This window comes from Meridianimarinicoccus sp. MJW13 (assembly GCF_014901205.1).
Classification (GTDB): Bacteria; Pseudomonadota; Alphaproteobacteria; order Rhodobacterales; family Rhodobacteraceae; genus Meridianimarinicoccus.
This window is the reverse complement of the sequence record NZ_JACNMU010000004.1, coordinates 153,701-167,300: the sequence shown is the minus strand read 5'-3', so window position 1 is coordinate 167,300 and position 13,600 is coordinate 153,701. Positions and strand designations below refer to the sequence as shown.

The following is a 13,600-nucleotide window of genomic DNA, read 5'->3' as shown; positions in this document are numbered from 1 at the left end:
TCTGTCAGGACAATCCTCTCTGTACCCCGGCGCGCTGACTTGTGCACCCTACCAGCCGAAACCGGGCTGACCCAGTGACCCGATCGCCACTTTACCCCCCACGATACGCAGGGCGACGCCGCCGGAGGTGTCGGTCAGAATATCGTCGTGGCGGTGCAGCAGCATTGCGCGTTCCGCGTCTGGCGCACCCTGCAAGCCGCCGGCAAAGTGGTGGCCGTTGCGTTCGACGTCCACAACCCCGCAAGCCGACATCATCGCCGCATCCTGCAACCAGCAGATGCCCGGCTGACAGGTCAGATCCTCGCCCGACAGAACCGCCCCTGCCGCCTCGGCGCGGGCCTTGTTCAACAGGGCGCGCAACATCCCCTTGCAGCTTTTGATCGACGTGCCGGACCAGCCCAGTTCCAGCGCGCGGGCAAAGGCATCCTCACTATCGTCGCTTTCATCGATGATCAGGGGCAGCGGCGCAGCAACCGGTTCGCTCAGGGCAATCTCGCGCGCGAAGGGCTGTTCGACGAACCGCACGGTGCCAAGGAACCGCTCCAGCGCCGCATCGCGGGCCATGCTGCCCAGCAGGCGGCTGAAGTTGTCGGGCGTGTATTGCTCGTTGGCGTCCAGCGTCACGGCATAGTCGCCGCCCTGATCCAGAAGCGCCGCGATGTCGCGCAACCGGCGCTGGTCCGCCTCGGGATCGCCTTTCAGCTTGATCTTGAAGGCCGCGATGCCGGTCTGGGAAATCACCTCGTCCAGCGACACCGGCAGGCCATCCTCGGGCGCATCCTGTGCCTTTTCTGACTGCCGCAGCGGGGCATCAAAGCCGATGGTGTGGCGCAGAACAAGGGTCGTTGGGGCGGTGATCGCGGACAGTGACCGGCGGAGTTGATCGACGGTCAGATCCGGGGGGCAGCCCTGGGCCAGGCCGAAGGCATCGTCGCGCGCCGCCTGCCAGAACGGCAGACCCAGCGCCCGGCACAGCGCGTCGATCACCGCCATCTCGACCAGCGACGGGCCAAAGCCAAGGGCAAGGGGCGGCGTGTCCGGCAGGGCGCGGGCGACCTCGGCCCGCAGGCTGCGCGTCACCGTCAGGGCCGTCCCGCCCTGCCCCGGGGCTGCCGCCACCGCCGCCGCCACGACCCTGCGCAATTCATCGATGGTGTCGGCGTTGCTGAGGTCCGCGCGCTTGTTGAACCAGCGCGGCACCATCAGTTGCGCCGACCGCCCGGTCGCGCGGGTGCCGTTCACCTCGATCTCGACCCGACAATAGGCTTCGGCGGTTTCGCGCACTTCGGTGCTGCCGAACTGGAACGGCAGGCGCATCGCCACCGGGCGTTCGGACCACGAGGCCGAGAGGATCGCAAGTTGGGTCATGCGGCGGCCCTTTCACAGGCTTTCAGGGTGGCGATGCCGGTCGCGGCGGTCACGCTGGCGTCGATCAGGGTGCGGAAGGGTTCGACCCCGATGGGCCTGTTCCAGCCGGTCTCGACAAGGGCGGCGACGATCTGGGGGAACGGATCGTCGCCCATGCCCGGCGCGCCGCGATTGGTGTCATTGGCGTGGATATGGCCAATCATGCCGCCCGGCACCCAGTGCCGGATCAGATCGGCCACCGGGGCTTCGGTCTGGCCGGCGGCGCTGATGTCGATCATGGTGCGGAAGGCGGGGCTGCCGATGGCGCAGACAAGGTCCACCCCCTGCCCCACGGTGTTGAGCGTCCGATCCTCGGCCCGCGACAGCGGTTCGATGCAATAGGTCACGCCCCGGCGCTCGGCCGCGGCGGCGATGGGGGCGAAGAATTCGGCAAGTTGCGAGAGCAGCGCGGCATCGTCCAGCCCCTCGGGCCGAAGTCGTTGCTTGGGCGAGCCATGGACCAGCACCGTGCCGCCGAGCCCCGCGCACAGGTCGACCATCCCCATCAGGATGTCACGCGCCCGCGCCTGCCCGGCGGGATCGGTAATCGAGACATCGGCGTAGCTGCTGAGCAGCCAGTGCAACCCGGTGACGCGCACGCCTTCCGCCGCGATCTCACCCCGGATCTGCGCAATGCGTGCATCTGTCAGGGCATGAGGGGCCGCGCCCAGCGTCGCCGGGTCCAGTTCCAGCCCGCAATAGCCCAGCTTTGCGGCGATATGCGCCTGTTCGCCCAGCGACTTGCCCTCGCCCGCCAGCAGTTCGTTGCACAGGGTGAAATCAAGCATTCAGCCGCGCTCCGATCCAGCGGAAGGGGGCCAGCGCCAGGCGGCGGACCGCGGGGATATTCATGGCAATCGAGGCCACGATCAGCGCCACGAAGATCGCCGACACCGGCCGCGTGAAGAACGGGGCAAGTTCGCCGTCGCTGAGCGTCAGGCCGCGCCGCAGGCTCTTGTCCAGCAGATCGCCCAGGATGATCCCCAGCACCAGCGGCGCCATCGGGTATTTCATCTGCCGCAGGACAAAGCCGATCAGGCCGAAGGCGACCATGATCCAGATGTCGAACATGCGCTGGCTCAGGGCGAAGGTGCCGATCACGCACAGCACGAAGACCACCGGCATCAACCGGCTGTAGGGCACCCGCAGCACCTGCACGAAGGCCTTGGTCAGGGTCAGCCCGTAGAAGGCCATGAAGACCGTCGCGATCAGAACCATGGCGCTGATCAGGCCGACGAACTGCGGCTGCTCGATCATGATCAGCGGTCCGGGCCGGATGCCATGGATGAACAGCGCCGCGATCAGAACCGCCGAACTGGCGGACCCCGGCACCGCCAGCGTGATGGCGGGGATCAACGATCCGGGCACCACGGCCGAGTTTCCGGTTTCCGCCGCGATCAGCCCTTCGTGGCTGCCATGACCAAATTTCTCTTTTTCCTTCGACAGCTTGCGGGCTGTGGCATAGCTGGCCCAGGCGCCGATATCCTCGCCCACACCGGGGATGATGCCGACGATTGTGCCGATGACGCCCGAGCGCGCGATGGTGAACTTGTGACGCCAGATATCGCCCATTTCGGGGATCGTGCGGTCGCTGGAATCCTTCTTGGTGGCGATCTCTCCGGCGCGGTTCCACATGGCTGTCAGCACCTCGGCGAATCCGAAGGCACCGACCATGGCCGGGATCAGCGCGATGCCGGCGTTCAGGTCGGACAGGCCCAGGTTGAACCGCACATGCGCGTGGATGCCTTCCGAGCCGATCATCGCTACCGCCAGCCCCAGAAGCCCGGCAATATAGCCTTTCAGCGGGGTGGTGTCGGCGGTCAGCTGGCCCGAGATCAGGATGCCGAAGACCGCCAGCCAGAAAAACTCGAAACTGCCGAAGTTCAGCGCGGCTTCGGCCAAAGGCGGCGCGATCAGCACCAGCATGACGACCCCGGCCACGGTGCCAAGGGCCGAGCCCGCGGTGGCCAGCCCCATGGCATAGCCCGCCCGGCCCGCCTTGGCCAAGGGATAGCCGTCCAGCGAGGTTGCCGCGCTGGCCGGGGTGCCGGGAATGTTCAGCAGGATGGCGCTGCGCGAGCCGCCGTAGATCGCACCGACATACATGCAGATCAGCACGAAGATGGCAGAGGTGGAGTCCAGCGAATAGGTCAGCGTGGTCATCAAGGCCACGCCCATGGTCGCCGTCAGACCGGGCAGCGAGCCCACGACGATGCCCAGAAGCGTTGCCCAGGCCGCGTGAAACAGCATGCCGGGGGTCAACAGGGTGCCCAACCCGGTCATCAGATCGCCCAGTCCGCTCATGGCAACCGCACCAGGAACAGCTTTTCAAACAGCAGCGACGATCCCAACGCCACACCAAACGCCAGCACCAGCCCCGCCGCAAGCGAAATGGCCTGCGCCCGGCGGGCGCCGCCGATGGGGAAGGAGAATGCCAATGTAAAGCACAGGGTGAAGATGAAAGTGGCCCAGAAATACGGCAACCAGCCCACCAGCCCCAGCGCATAGAGGGTGCAGATCACGGCTGTGGTCGCCAGTCGCGCCCAGGACCCGCCCGTGAAGACCATAGCCTCGTTGCGTTCGGCCTTGGCATAGGAGGAGCGGTACAGCAGGATCGCGCAGATCGACAGCAGGACGCCAAGGATCATCGGAACAAGCCCCGGAATCGAGGCCGGGTGGATTCTCCGGATTTCCAGTCTGTCCATCGTGTAGCCACCCGCCAGCAGGGCCAGACCAAGCACAAGGAAGATGACTGCCGTAAGGCGGTCCGCCTGGGCCATTCGCATCGAAATCACCTGTTATTTGTCAGGGGAAGGGCGTCCCCGGAAAGCCTGCAGATCCGGGCGACGCCATATGGCCCCGCCCGGAGAAAGCGGGTTATTCCGCGGGGCAGGTGATGCCGATCTCGGAGGGATCGACAACGGCCTCGCCACGGGTGACGCGGGCGCAGGCCTCGGCGATCACCACCGGCATGGCCCGGTCAAAGGCTTCCTTGCCGAAGCTGGGGGCAAAGACCGCACCGCGATCGGTGGCATAGGTTTGCAGGGCTTCGCTGGTCATCACCTTGTCCTGCCAGACCTGGTTGACGGTGTCATAGACCTCTTGCGGGGCACCCTTCGGGATGAAGACCCCGAAATAGTCCGCGGCCACTTCGAAATCGGGCATGAACTGGGTGATCGGCGGCACCGGATCGATACCTTCCACCACCAGCGGGGTGTCGGACAGAACCGCCAGGGGGCGCAGGCGACCGGCGCGGATCATCTCGGTCTGCTCCACCGCAAGCTGGGTGGTGGCCACGACTTCGCCGCTGGCTGCCGCGATGACGGCAGGGTTGCCACCGTCATAGGCAATCATGCGCGCGCCCGACAGGTCGCCCTCGGCGCTTTCCTTGATCGCCGCAAGGGCCATGCCGCCCGAGGAGTTCACCCCGGCCGTGCCCACCGTGACCGACCCGCTGGCCATGGCGTCAAGCAGTTCGGGGAAATCCTTGTACGGGGCATCGGCATTGACACTGACCAGCGGCACGTTGGCCACATGCAGGTAGATCTCGTAGTCGTTGATCGAGGTATTCTCGATCAGCCCGGTCACCGAATAGGTGGCGTTGTTGGCAATGGCGTTGGCGGTCCAGGTATAGCCGTCGCGCGGCGCGTCCAGCGCGGCCTTGGTTCCGGTCGAACCCGACGCGCCCGGCTGGTTGACCACCACGATCTCGGTTCCCAACGCCTCTTCCAGAATGGGCGCGACCACGCGGGTCACCTGGTCGGTCGATCCGCCGGCTGACCACGGCACGATGATGTTGATCGGGCGATCCGGTTTCCAGCTGTAATCCTGCGCCGCAAGCGGTGCCGCAAGAACTGCCCCGGCTGCCGCGAGCACCGCGATCTTGGTTAGGTGTGTCATGGTATCTCCTCCGCTATCTACCATGTGGTAGGTTATGGAGGCTTTCCGGCCCTGTCAAACCCTTTGGCACGGCGTCGGCCCCTGATCCGGATATCCCGCAAGGGGCACAGCCGGGCCCAGGGCCGGGGGCGGCCCTTGCGGCGGTCCCGTTCGACGGTCCGCGCCAACTGGCAGCACCGCACATCGGCCATCCGGAGTCTGGCGACATGGCTTTGCGCCCTTGCCCACCCACGCCCCAATTCGCCTAATATTTAAGCAGTACCGCTGAATTTCACGGCCAAATGGCGCTTAAGCCGGGATTTTCGAGATTCATGTGGATTTTGGATACAATATCCCGTATCGAATCATTACCAACAACGGAGGCACAAATGCTAAAAACAATGGCCGTCGCCGCGGCGCTCTCGCTGGTATCGATGACACCGACACTCGCGGATACACTGGATGATGTGGTTGATCGGGGCACTCTGCGGTGCGGCGTCGTTCTGGACTTCCCGCCGATCGGCTATCGCGATGCCAAGAACCAGCCCGCAGGTTACGACGTGGACTATTGCAACGATCTCGCCGCCGCGCTTGAGGTCGAGGCCGAGATCCTGCCGGTGACCTGGGCCGAACGTCTGCCGGTGATCGTGACCGGCCGCGCCGACGTGGTGTTCGGGGCCACTTCCGACAGCCTGGCGCGTGCCCGCACCGTCGGTTTCACCATTCCCTATGCCATCTACTACGCCCAGGGCGTGGTGCACAAAGACAGTGGCATCGAGAGCTTCGAGGACATCCGCGGCAAGCGCGTCGCCGCCGCCATCGGCACCGTGCCCGAGCAGGAGTGGCTGAAGATCGCCGCCGAATGGGGCGAAGAAGGCAACTATCAGGGCTACCAGTCCGAGAACGAGGTGTTCCTTGCCGTGGCACAGGGCAAGGCCGACATCGGCATCACCACCAACACCGCCGTCCTGCCGATCACCCAGCAGTACGACACCATCGACCCCGGCCCGCGGATGCCCTGGACCACCGACTATACCTCGGTCGTGGGCAAGCGCGAGGATGTGACCTGGCTGAACTATCTCAACCTGTTCATCACCCATCAGGTGCGCAGCGGTCGCTATCAGGAGTTGTGGAGCCACTATGTCGGGGGCGAGGCGCCCGAGTTGCGCATTCCCGGCGTGATGTACTGATCCGTCCGTGAAACCCTCCCTGTCGGCGCTGTCCGGCAGGGATCCGGAGCACATCTCCCATGTTCGACTATAATTTCCACTGGCGGCCCGTGATGAAGAGCCTGCCGGATCTGCTGGAGGCGGCCTTGCTGACCCTGCAGGTCGCGGTTCTGGCGATGATCCTCGGCATCCTCATCGGCCTGTGCCTGGCGCTGATCCGGCTGCACATGACGGGTCCGGCGCGGTGGTTCGCAACCTCCTGGGTCGAACTGGCGCGCAATACGCCCGCCTTGTTCCAGCTGTTCTTCTTCGGCTTCGGGCTGGGTGCCTTCGGCCTGCACCTGTCGCCCTATCTGATCGTGCTGACCGGGCTGACCTTCAACTGCGCGGGCTATCTGGCGGAAAACTTCCGCGGCGGCTTTCAGGCCGTGCCCGACACCCAGGTCCGCGCCGCCCGCAGCCTCGGCATGACGCCCTGGCAGACCTATACGCGGGTGATCATCCCGCAGGTTTTCCGCATCGTCTATCACCCGATCACCAACCAGATGGTCTGGGCCGTGCTGATGTCCTCGCTGGGGATGCTGGTGGGCTTTCGTGAACTCAGCGGCGAGACCCAGTTCTTCGCCAGCCGCACCTTCCGCATCTTCGAATACTTCGCCGTCACCGCCGTGATCTACTATGCCATCGTCAAGGTGATCCTGTTGTCGTCACGCCTGCTGGCCACCCGGCTGTTCCGGTACTGAGAGGACAGGATGGAAACCACGCAATCCTTCTTCAGCGGCTTCACCCCCTACGACCTTCTGTTTCTGGGCGAAGCGGCGCTGCGCACGCTCTGGATCTCGGTGCTGTCGATATCGATCGGTACGGTACTTGGGGCGATCTTCGGCTGGATCCTCTACGAGGGCCGCTGGATCGCCACGTTGACCATCGCCCCGGTGCTCGACATCTTCCGGTCGGTTCCACTGATCATTCAGCTGGTGCTGTTCTACAACTTCGCGCCCATCGTGGGGCTGAACCTGGATCCCTTCGCCTCGGGGCTGGTGATCCTGACGATTTACACGGCCGCGCTGGTCGCCAATGTCGCCCGTGGCGGGATCGAGGCGGTGGGCCTGCCCATGCGCCGCGCCGCCCGCAGCCTCGGCATGAGCTATTGGCAGGACCTGCGCCACGTTGTGCTGCCCATCGGCGGGCGTGCCGTTTTCCCCTCGTGGGTGGGGGTTGCCCTTGGGGTGATGAAGGACAGCGCGCTTGTGTCGGTGCTGGGCTATGTCGAGCTGCTGAAAGCCAGCCAGATCCTGATCACCCGCACCCAGGAGCCTTTCCTGATCCTGACCGTCGCGGGCGCGTTCTACTTCGCATTGTCCTACCCGCTGTCCCGCTACGCCTCGCATCTTGAAAACAGGTGGGCCCAATGATCTCCATCCGCGACCTTCACAAGTACTTCGGCTCTCTGCACGTTCTCAAGGGGATCAACCTGGACGTGGAAAAGGGCGAGGTGCTGTCCGTCATCGGCGCCTCGGGCTCTGGCAAGTCGACGCTGCTTTATTGCATCAACGGGCTGGAACCGATCCAGGGCGGCAGTGTCACCGTCGACGGCACCGACGTGCATGCCAAGGGCACCGACATCAACAAGCTGCGCACGAAGCTGGGCATGGTGTTCCAGCAGTGGAACAGCTTTCCGCATCTGACCGCGCAGCAGAACGTCGAACTGGCCCTGAAGATCGTCAAGAAGCTGCCACGGGACCAGGCCCGCGAGATCGCCTTCCGTCAGCTCCGGCACGTTGGTCTGGGCGACAAGCTGGATGTCTATCCCAGTGCCCTGTCGGGCGGCCAGCAGCAGCGGCTGGCGATTGCCCGCGCGCTGGCGATGGAGCCGACCTACATGCTGTTCGACGAGGCCACCTCGGCGCTGGATCCCGAGCTGGTGGGCGAGGTGCTGGACACCATGCGCCTGCTGGCCGAGGAGGGCATGACGATGATCTGCGTGACGCACGAGATGGGCTTTGCCCGCGATGTGTCCGACCGGGTAGCCTACTTCCACAAGGGCGTGATGGAGGAAATCGGACCGCCCTCGCAGATCTTCGGCAACGCCCTGTCCGAACATACCCGAAAGTTCCTCGCCAACGTGCGGTGAGGCCTTTTTTCAACCCTGGCACCGCCCGTCGCGGCGGACAGATCTACTAGTGAATGGAGCCTACAATGTCTTCGAACGTTTTCACCGGCACGATGCCGGCCCTGATGACCCCCTGCAACGACGACCGCACCCCCAATTTCGATTCCCTTGTGAAAAAGGGCCACGAGATGATCGACGCGGGCATGTCGGCGGTGGTCTATTGCGGATCCATGGGTGACTGGCCGCTGCTGACCGATGCACAGCGCATGGAAGGCGTCGCCCGTCTGGTCGACGCCGGTCTTCCGGTGGTGGTCGGCACCGGTGCGGTCAACAGCCAGGCCGCCGCCGCCCATGCGGCCCATGCCCAGAGCGTCGGCGCCGCCGGCCTGATGGTGATCCCCCGCGTGTTGTCGCGCGGCAGCTCGGCCACCGCGCAGCGGTTCCACTTCAAGGCCATCCTCGACGCCGCCCCGGACGTGCCTGCGGTGATCTACAACAGCCCTGTCTACGGGTTCGCCACCCGCGCCGATCTGTTCTTCTCGCTGCGCGCCGAGCACAAGAACCTGATCGGCTTCAAGGAATTCGGCGGCAAGGCCGACCTGCGCTACGCCGCCGAGCACATCACCAGCCAGGACGATCAGGTAACCCTGATGGTCGGCGTCGATACCGAGGTCTACCACGGTTTCGTCAACTGCGGCGCCACCGGCTCGATCACCGGGATCGGCTGCGCCCTGCCGAAAGAAGCGCTGCTGCTGGCCCGCCTGTCGAAGAAAGCCGCCGCAGGTCACGCCGAAGCCCGCCAGCGCGCGCTGGAACTGACCGAGGCCATCCATGTGCTGTCCACCTTCGACGAAGGCCCGGACCTGATCCTTTACTACAAGCACCTGCTGGTTCTGAACGGCGAGGAAGAGTATCGGCTGCACTTCAACGAGACCGATGCGCTGACCGATGCACAGCGCAACTACTGCGAACAGCAGTATGACCTGTTCCGCACCTGGTTCGCGGATTGGTCCAAGCAGGGCGGGATCATCGCCGAATGCATGTAGTCGACAGCCATACCGGCGGTGAGCCGACGCGCGTGATCCTCGACGGTGGCCCGGATCTTGGAACCGGGCCATTGGCCGAACAGGCGCGGCGGCTGGCCCGCGATCATACCGCTTTCTGCAACGGTGTGATGCAAGAACCGCGCGGCCAGCCGGCCATGGTGGGCGCCCTGCTGGTGCCGCCCACCGATCCCGATTGCGTCACCGGCGTGATCTATTTCGATGCCGGTGCGGTGCTGGGCATGTGCGGCCACGGCACCATCGGTCTGACGGTAACGCTGGCTCACCTTGGCCGGATCGCCCCCGGCACCCACCGGATCGAAACCCCGGCCGGGGTGGTCACGGTGACCCTGATCGACACCCACACCGTGCAGGTCACCAACATCGAAAGCCGCCGCGTGCAGAAGGCGGCCGAGGTCGTGGTGCCGGACTTTGGCACCGTGACCGGCGATGTGGCCTACGGCGGCAACTGGTTCTTCATCGTCGAGCCCAGCCCCCTGCCAGTACGCCCCGACAACATCCGCGCGCTGACCGACCTGGCGGTCGCCATCCGCACGGCGGCCAATGCGCAGGGCGTCGGCGGCGGACCGGACACGCCCATCGACCACGTGATCTTTCAGGACGAGGTGCCGGGGTCGAACGTCCACAGCCGCAACTTCGTACTCTGCCCGGACGATGCCTATGACCGCTCACCCTGCGGCACCGGCAGTTCGGCGCGGCTGGCCTGTCTGGCCGCCGATGGTCGTCTCGCACCGGGCACAGAGATCACCCAGGAAAGCGTCATCGGCTCGTCCTACTGGCTGTCCTGGCAGCCCGGCCCGACCGGCGGCGTGATCCCAACCTTGACCGGCCAGGCCTTCATCATGGCTGAAAGCACGCTGGTCTTCGATCCGGAAGATCCCTTCCGGGACGGCATACCCACGGTGTTCGCCGGAAACGGCTGACACCACCCCAACTTCCACCATGGTTCCAACTCAAAGAGGTCTGAACATGAACAGGATGTCCACATTTGCAGCGGCGGGGATCACCCTTGCCCTATCCGGCAACGCCTTCGCGGCCGAGGTCGAATGGAAGATGACCGCCGCCGTTGGCGAAGGCTCGTTCCTTTACCAGAACTTCATGGAACGCTTTGCCGGCAACGTCGAAACCCTGACCCAGGGCCGGGTCGAGATCGAACCGTTCGGCGCTGGCGTCATCGTGCCCGCCTTCAAGGCCTATGAATCCGTGCAGGACGGCATCGTCGAGGCCGGGCATTCGACGCCCTCCTACCTGGTCAACCAGGATCCGACCAACGCGATCTTCGCCAGCTTCCCCGGCGGCATGTCCCCCGAGGCGACCCTGCACTGGGTCTATGAAGGCGGCGGCGAAGAACTGCTGCAGGCGTTTCGGCGCGAGGACATGGGGCTGCACAGCCTTGTGGTCGGCATCGGCACCTCGGAAATCATGGCCCATTCCAACGTGAAGATTGACACCGTCGAGGCCCTGAAAGGCGTCAAGTACCGCACCTCGGGTGCCTTCGCGGCGGTCATGCAGGAAGACTTCGGCGCCATCCCCACCGTGGTCCCCGGCAACGAGATCTACACCCTGCTGCAGCGCAAGGGCGTGGATGCTGTGGAATGGTCCACCCCCGGCGCCAACTTCTCGGAAGGCTTCCACGAGGTCGCGCCCTTCCTGATCCTGCCCGGCGTGCACCAGCCGTCGTTCCTGTGGGAAGTCTTCGTCAAGCAGGAAACCTGGGACGCGCTGCCCGCCGACCTGCAGACCCTGATCACCGCCGCCGCCAAGCTGACCACCTATGAAGGCTTCACCCACTTCGGGGATGCCGACATCAAGGCTATGGCGGACTACCGTGATACAAAGGTCGAAATGGTGCTGATGGACCGCGCCGAGTCCGAGAAGATCCGCGAAGCGGGTCGCAACTGGGCCCGTGCCCGCGCCGCCGAGCAGGCCGAGGCCGGCAACCCCCGCACGCAGGAGGTTCTGGACAGCTACCTGGCCTACCAGTCGAACTGGGCTGAAAACTCGATCTACCTGGTGCGCGACAGCGCCCAGTAAGCCCATCTCCCCGCGCAGGCCGGTCCTCTCCCGCCGGCCTGCGCATCCCTCCCGGAGGCTGCCATGCAAAGATTCACAAACGCCGTAGAACGACTGGCCAACGGGCTGGGGGTCATCGGTCAGTTGACCATTCTCGCCATGATCGCCTCGATGCTCTACGAGGTCGTCGCACGCTATGCGTTCAACGCGCCCACGCTCTGGGCATTCGACATTTCCTACATGTTGAACGGCTCCATCGTGTTTCTGGGCGCGGCCTATTCGCTGCGCAAGGAAGCCCATGTGCGCATCGACTTCCTGTCCCAGAAAATGCCCCTGCGCGCCCAACAGATCCTGAACGCGGCGGTCTATGCGCTGGTCATGGTGCCGATCACCGGGGCGCTGACCTGGGTGGCGGCGGGCAAGGCGCTGAAGGCCTTCCGCACCGGCGAGGTCGAGAACGTCAGCCCCTGGGCACCGCTCATGTGGCCCTTCTACACCGTGATCGCCATCGGGCTGCTGGCCTTCTGCCTGCAATTCCTTGCCGAAGCCCTGAAATATGCAAACGGCGAAAAACGCCCCGGCGAGACGCTTCCCGATGCGGGACCGGACGCCGCCGCCGGACCGGAGTCCTGATCCATGACACCCCTGTTGATGTTTGCCACGCTTTTCGTGCTGGTCTTTGCCGGGATCCCGGTCGCGTTTTCGATGATGATCGTCTCGGTCATCTTCGGCTACACGGTCTTTGGCGACCTGCTGTTCTTGCAACTTTACGGCCCGCTCCTGCACACAGCGTCGAACTTCGTTCTGGCGGCGATCCCGCTGTTCATCTTCATGGGCGCGGTGCTGGAACGTTCGGGCATTGCCCGGCGGCTGTTCCATGCGCTGCAACTGTGGCTGGGTGGAATGCCCGGCGGTCTGGCGCTGGCCACCATCGCCATGTGCGCGATCTTTGCCGCCGCTTCGGGCGTCGTTGGCGCGGTCGAGATCGTCGTCGGCCTGATGGCCATCCCGGCGATGCGTCGGGTCGGCTATCGCAATGACCTGATCGCGGGCACCATCTGCGCCGGGGGATCCCTTGGCACGATCATTCCACCCTCGGTCATCGTGGTGGTCTATGCCTCCATCGCGCAGCTTTCCATCGGCCAGCTTTTCGCCGCCTCGCTGCTGCCCGGTGCGCTGATGGTCGCCTTCTTCGTGGGCTACGTGCTGATGCGCAGCCTGCGCCGCCCGCAGGATGCGCCCTCGCTGCCCCGTGAGGATCGCGCCATACCCTTGGGCCAGAAGCTGTGGATCACCGCGACGGCCCTGCTGCCGCCGCTGCTGCTGATCGGCATGGTTCTGGGCTCGCTGCTGGCCGGGGCCGCTTCGGCCACCGAAGCCGCCGCCGTGGGCGCGGCCGGAACACTGGTGCTGACCCTGATGTTCCGGGAACTGAACCTGACCATGCTGCGCGAGGCCCTGGGGGTTACCCTGCGCATCACCTCGATGATCATGCTGATCGTGGCGGGCGGCACCATGTTCACCAGCATCTTCGCCGTGACCGGCGGCAGCGGGCTGGTGCGCGATACGGTAGAGCTGATCGGCTATGGCAACGCCGGGCTGATCGCCTTCCTGCTTCTGGTGGTGTTCTTCGCGGGCTTCGTGCTGGACTGGGTGTCCATCGTGCTGATCTTCGTGCCGATTTTCGCGCCGCTGGTGCGCAGCGCTGGCATCGATCCGATCTGGTTCGCGATGCTGGTGCTGGTGGTGATCCAGACCTCGTATCTGACCCCGCCGATGGCACCGTCGATTTTCTATCTGCGGTCGATTGCGCCCAAGGACATGACCTACGGGGACATGTATCGCGGCGTGTTGCCATTCGTGGCGGCGCAGGGGCTGGTGCTGCTGGCACTGCTGCTGTTCCCTTGGCTGGCGACTTGGTTGCCTTCGATCCTTGTTGGACTGTGAGACTTGAC

14 protein-coding genes are annotated in these 13,600 nt (G+C 64.9%); 9 read left to right on the top strand and 5 right to left on the bottom strand.

The window, feature by feature from the left end; genetic code table 11:
• Positions 1-48 precede the first annotated feature (48 nt).
• The 5 genes from H8B03_RS08725 to H8B03_RS08705 all read right to left on the bottom strand — a co-directional run bounded on the left by H8B03_RS08725 (position 49) and on the right by H8B03_RS08705 (position 5,307).
• Entirely contained in the window at positions 49-1,368 is a 1,320-nt protein-coding gene (locus tag H8B03_RS08725) for an enolase C-terminal domain-like protein (protein WP_193141356.1), read from the bottom strand.
• Positions 1,365-2,195 carry a sugar phosphate isomerase/epimerase gene (locus H8B03_RS08720; RefSeq protein WP_193141355.1) on the bottom strand — a complete coding sequence of 277 codons (831 nt, stop codon included), beginning with the start codon at positions 2,193-2,195 and terminating at the stop codon, positions 1,365-1,367. The genes H8B03_RS08725 and H8B03_RS08720 overlap by 4 nt, the downstream gene beginning before the upstream one ends.
• Positions 2,188-3,711, bottom strand: a complete 1,524-nt coding sequence (locus tag H8B03_RS08715) for a tripartite tricarboxylate transporter permease (RefSeq protein ID WP_193141354.1) — start codon at positions 3,709-3,711, stop codon at positions 2,188-2,190. The genes H8B03_RS08720 and H8B03_RS08715 overlap by 8 nt, the downstream gene beginning before the upstream one ends.
• The gene (locus tag H8B03_RS08710; protein WP_193141353.1) at positions 3,708-4,193 is read right to left on the bottom strand and encodes a tripartite tricarboxylate transporter TctB family protein; all 486 of its coding nucleotides are present in this window, start codon (positions 4,191-4,193) and stop codon (positions 3,708-3,710) included. Before H8B03_RS08710 ends, H8B03_RS08715 begins: the two co-directional genes overlap by 4 nt.
• Before the next feature lie 91 nt (positions 4,194-4,284).
• Positions 4,285-5,307, bottom strand: coding sequence for a tripartite tricarboxylate transporter substrate binding protein (locus H8B03_RS08705; RefSeq protein ID WP_193141352.1), 1,023 nt, complete (start codon positions 5,305-5,307; stop codon positions 4,285-4,287).
• Between the two features lie 368 nt (positions 5,308-5,675).
• Here H8B03_RS08705 and H8B03_RS08700 point away from each other — a divergent pair, with 368 nt between their 5' ends.
• The 9 genes from H8B03_RS08700 to H8B03_RS08660 all read left to right on the top strand — a co-directional run bounded on the left by H8B03_RS08700 (position 5,676) and on the right by H8B03_RS08660 (position 13,592).
• On the top strand, positions 5,676-6,476 hold the full coding sequence (locus tag H8B03_RS08700; protein WP_193141351.1) for a transporter substrate-binding domain-containing protein: 801 nt from the start codon (positions 5,676-5,678) through the stop codon (positions 6,474-6,476).
• Between the two features lie 59 nt (positions 6,477-6,535).
• Positions 6,536-7,198 carry an amino acid ABC transporter permease gene (locus H8B03_RS08695; RefSeq protein WP_193141350.1) on the top strand — a complete coding sequence of 221 codons (663 nt, stop codon included), beginning with the start codon at positions 6,536-6,538 and terminating at the stop codon, positions 7,196-7,198.
• 9 nt (positions 7,199-7,207) lie between these two features.
• Entirely contained in the window at positions 7,208-7,870 is a 663-nt protein-coding gene (locus H8B03_RS08690) for an amino acid ABC transporter permease (RefSeq protein ID WP_193141349.1), read from the top strand.
• Complete coding sequence (locus tag H8B03_RS08685) at positions 7,867-8,589, top strand: amino acid ABC transporter ATP-binding protein (protein WP_193141348.1); 723 nt, start codon at positions 7,867-7,869, stop codon at positions 8,587-8,589. Before H8B03_RS08690 ends, H8B03_RS08685 begins: the two co-directional genes overlap by 4 nt.
• Positions 8,590-8,654: 65 nt before the next feature.
• Positions 8,655-9,614, top strand: coding sequence for a dihydrodipicolinate synthase family protein (locus tag H8B03_RS08680; RefSeq protein WP_193141347.1), 960 nt, complete (start codon positions 8,655-8,657; stop codon positions 9,612-9,614).
• Complete coding sequence (locus H8B03_RS08675; RefSeq protein ID WP_193141346.1) at positions 9,605-10,555, top strand: proline racemase family protein; 951 nt, start codon at positions 9,605-9,607, stop codon at positions 10,553-10,555. The genes H8B03_RS08680 and H8B03_RS08675 overlap by 10 nt, the downstream gene beginning before the upstream one ends.
• A gap of 46 nt (positions 10,556-10,601) precedes the next feature.
• The gene (gene dctP / locus H8B03_RS08670) at positions 10,602-11,666 is read left to right on the top strand and encodes a TRAP transporter substrate-binding protein DctP (RefSeq protein WP_193141345.1); all 1,065 of its coding nucleotides are present in this window, start codon (positions 10,602-10,604) and stop codon (positions 11,664-11,666) included.
• A 63-nt stretch (positions 11,667-11,729) separates the two neighbouring features.
• The gene (locus H8B03_RS08665) at positions 11,730-12,278 is read left to right on the top strand and encodes a TRAP transporter small permease subunit (RefSeq protein WP_193141344.1); all 549 of its coding nucleotides are present in this window, start codon (positions 11,730-11,732) and stop codon (positions 12,276-12,278) included.
• A gap of 3 nt (positions 12,279-12,281) precedes the next feature.
• Positions 12,282-13,592: a TRAP transporter large permease subunit gene (locus H8B03_RS08660; protein WP_193141343.1), complete on the top strand. Its 1,311-nt coding sequence runs from the start codon at positions 12,282-12,284 to the stop codon at positions 13,590-13,592.
• Positions 13,593-13,600: the final 8 nt, after the last annotated feature.

Excerpts from the sequence above, each read along its gene's own strand:
- H8B03_RS08695 (WP_193141350.1), top strand. The coding sequence starts at position 6,536 with ATGTTCGACTATAATTTCCACTGGCGGCCCGTGATGAAGAGCCTGCCG.
- H8B03_RS08710 (WP_193141353.1), bottom strand. The coding sequence starts at position 4,193 with ATGCGAATGGCCCAGGCGGACCGCCTTACGGCAGTCATCTTCCTTGTG.
- H8B03_RS08720 (WP_193141355.1), bottom strand. The coding sequence starts at position 2,195 with ATGCTTGATTTCACCCTGTGCAACGAACTGCTGGCGGGCGAGGGCAAG.
- H8B03_RS08725 (WP_193141356.1), bottom strand. The coding sequence starts at position 1,368 with ATGACCCAACTTGCGATCCTCTCGGCCTCGTGGTCCGAACGCCCGGTG.
- H8B03_RS08665 (WP_193141344.1), top strand. The coding sequence starts at position 11,730 with ATGCAAAGATTCACAAACGCCGTAGAACGACTGGCCAACGGGCTGGGG.
- H8B03_RS08660 (WP_193141343.1), top strand. The coding sequence starts at position 12,282 with ATGACACCCCTGTTGATGTTTGCCACGCTTTTCGTGCTGGTCTTTGCC.
- H8B03_RS08715 (WP_193141354.1), bottom strand. The coding sequence starts at position 3,711 with ATGAGCGGACTGGGCGATCTGATGACCGGGTTGGGCACCCTGTTGACC.
- H8B03_RS08675 (WP_193141346.1), top strand. The coding sequence starts at position 9,605 with ATGCATGTAGTCGACAGCCATACCGGCGGTGAGCCGACGCGCGTGATC.
- H8B03_RS08680 (WP_193141347.1), top strand. The coding sequence starts at position 8,655 with ATGTCTTCGAACGTTTTCACCGGCACGATGCCGGCCCTGATGACCCCC.
- dctP (WP_193141345.1), top strand. The coding sequence starts at position 10,602 with ATGAACAGGATGTCCACATTTGCAGCGGCGGGGATCACCCTTGCCCTA.
- H8B03_RS08700 (WP_193141351.1), top strand. The coding sequence starts at position 5,676 with ATGCTAAAAACAATGGCCGTCGCCGCGGCGCTCTCGCTGGTATCGATG.
- H8B03_RS08690 (WP_193141349.1), top strand. The coding sequence starts at position 7,208 with ATGGAAACCACGCAATCCTTCTTCAGCGGCTTCACCCCCTACGACCTT.
- H8B03_RS08685 (WP_193141348.1), top strand. The coding sequence starts at position 7,867 with ATGATCTCCATCCGCGACCTTCACAAGTACTTCGGCTCTCTGCACGTT.
- H8B03_RS08705 (WP_193141352.1), bottom strand. The coding sequence starts at position 5,307 with ATGACACACCTAACCAAGATCGCGGTGCTCGCGGCAGCCGGGGCAGTT.